Origin of the sequence: Nitrosomonas aestuarii, from assembly GCF_003046585.1 — a bacterium.
Taxonomy (GTDB): domain Bacteria; phylum Pseudomonadota; class Gammaproteobacteria; order Burkholderiales; family Nitrosomonadaceae; genus Nitrosomonas; species Nitrosomonas aestuarii.
On the sequence record NZ_QAAE01000047.1, the window covers coordinates 1 to 1,703 of the forward strand.

Genomic DNA, 1,703 nt, shown 5'->3' on the forward strand with positions numbered 1-1,703 from the left:
GTAGACGGTCAAGTAGCGGGGATTCTGGCGATTGCGGATCCTGTTAAGGAGACAACACCGGATGCAATCAATCAGCTTAAGAAACAGGGCATCCACATTGTTATGCTCACTGGCGATAATCGCCGTACCGCTGAAGCTGTGGCCAAAAGACTGGGCATTGAAGAAGTAGAAGCCGAAATTCTTCCCGAAGATAAGGGCAAGATTGTTAATAAACTGCGTGATACAGGACGTATTGTCGCCATGGCTGGAGATGGCACGAATGATGCGCCCGCACTGGCCGCTGCTGATGTGGGCATAGCCATGGGCACGGGTACAGACGTGGCTATCGAAAGCGCGGGTGTCACCTTGCTTAAAGGTGATCTGATGGGTATTGTGCGTGCTCGCAAACTGTCTGTAGCTACCATGCGAAATATACGACAAAACTTATTTTTTGCTTTTGTTTACAATTCGGCAGGTGTACCTATTGCTGCAGGTATTCTTTATCCGTTCTTTGCTGTCTTGCTTTCGCCCATCATCGCCGCTGCAGCAATGTCACTGTCATCGGTCAGCGTAATAGTCAATGCCTTGCGGCTTCGATTGATCAGGTTGTGATCGGAGCATTGATGTGGTATGGGTATACTATACACATTCGCCCATAAATATACGGCAGTAATGAGGGATACTGGGAATTCAGTTTTAGAAGTGGCCCTGGATAGTTGAACACCAGAATGCCGAAGTTAAGGAATTACTTTCTGTATGATTATTTTGGTGCTCCCCTATTTTCACGTCCGTGCCAGATTCTGACAATAATAATCGCATCGTCTATGATGGTATATCGGAGCCAGTAGCCTGACTGACCAAAACTAATAAAAATATCCCTGAATAAGGGACTTGCAATATCATGAACAGGACGGCCAATCAGAGGATAGTCTGGCAGTTTTTTCACAGCACCACGAATCCGATTGGCTGCACGACTTGCCGCATCAGGATTATGAACCTGAATAAATTCGCGGACACGCACTAAATCAGCAATCGCCTCAGGTAACCACTCTATTTTGCGGATTACGGACACTTGGTTTCATGATCTGTTCCCCAGGTCTTCAGCCATGCGTCAACTGCATCATGACTGACTGTTTTGCCAGTTGCTTCAAATTGCTCCCAGCGCGCCATTGTATCGCGCCGGATTTGTTCGGCTTCTTCTTCACGCTCCAGGAATTGCCGGATAGCTTCTTTCATTAACCAATGTGGCGACCTTCGCCGAGCCTCGCTCAGGGCCTTCAAGCGTTCATAAATTTCTTCATCCAACTTTACCGCTTTGGTTGTCATCAGGATTACCTTGATATAATAGTTAATAACAAGTATTACCTATTATAACCATACGGCCCCACGATTCAATCAAAAAAACTCAAAACGCAATATTTTTTCTGGTCACTTATCGGTTGTTAGTTTATATAACATAAATAACGTTATGTTATAGTAACTGGCATGAAAAATGCACTGATTACCCAACGTGATAATTTATCGCTTCCGGTGTTAATTTCTGACGCCGGTGTGACCGCATCAACACGATTTATTGAATTCTTCACCGCCCAGATCAGAAACCAGAATACCCGGTCGGCTTATTATCGGGCGGCGACCCGGTTTATGCACTGGTGTGAAAAAAGAGCGGTTGGTCTGACCGCGATTGAACCCGTGGTTGTGGCCGCCTATGTGGAAGAACTTGC

At 46.1% G+C, this 1,703-nt stretch carries 4 protein-coding genes; 2 read left to right on the top strand and 2 right to left on the bottom strand.

From position 1 onward, the window contains the following. Nucleotides 1–591, top strand: a 591-nt coding sequence (locus C8R11_RS15755; protein WP_146159132.1) for an HAD-IC family P-type ATPase, incomplete at its 5' end; no start/stop codon positions are given. Nucleotides 592–739: 148 nt separating this feature from the next. Here the strand turns inward: C8R11_RS15755 and C8R11_RS15760 are convergent. Then, nucleotides 740–1,051: a type II toxin-antitoxin system RelE/ParE family toxin gene (locus C8R11_RS15760; protein ID WP_107796522.1), complete on the bottom strand. Its 312-nt coding sequence runs from the start codon at nucleotides 1,049–1,051 to the stop codon at nucleotides 740–742. Beyond that, a complete protein-coding gene (locus tag C8R11_RS15765; protein WP_244907734.1) occupies nucleotides 1,042–1,305 on the bottom strand; it encodes a CopG family ribbon-helix-helix protein in 264 nt (87 codons plus the stop codon). The genes C8R11_RS15760 and C8R11_RS15765 overlap by 10 nt, the downstream gene beginning before the upstream one ends. A gap of 159 nt (nucleotides 1,306–1,464) precedes the next feature. Between C8R11_RS15765 and C8R11_RS15770 the strand changes: the two genes are divergently transcribed. Further along, nucleotides 1,465–1,703, top strand: a 239-nt coding sequence (locus tag C8R11_RS15770; RefSeq protein WP_219908638.1) for a hypothetical protein, incomplete at its 3' end; no start/stop codon positions are given.

Excerpts from the sequence above, each read along its gene's own strand:
- C8R11_RS15765 (WP_244907734.1), bottom strand. The coding sequence starts at position 1,305 with ATGACAACCAAAGCGGTAAAGTTGGATGAAGAAATTTATGAACGCTTG.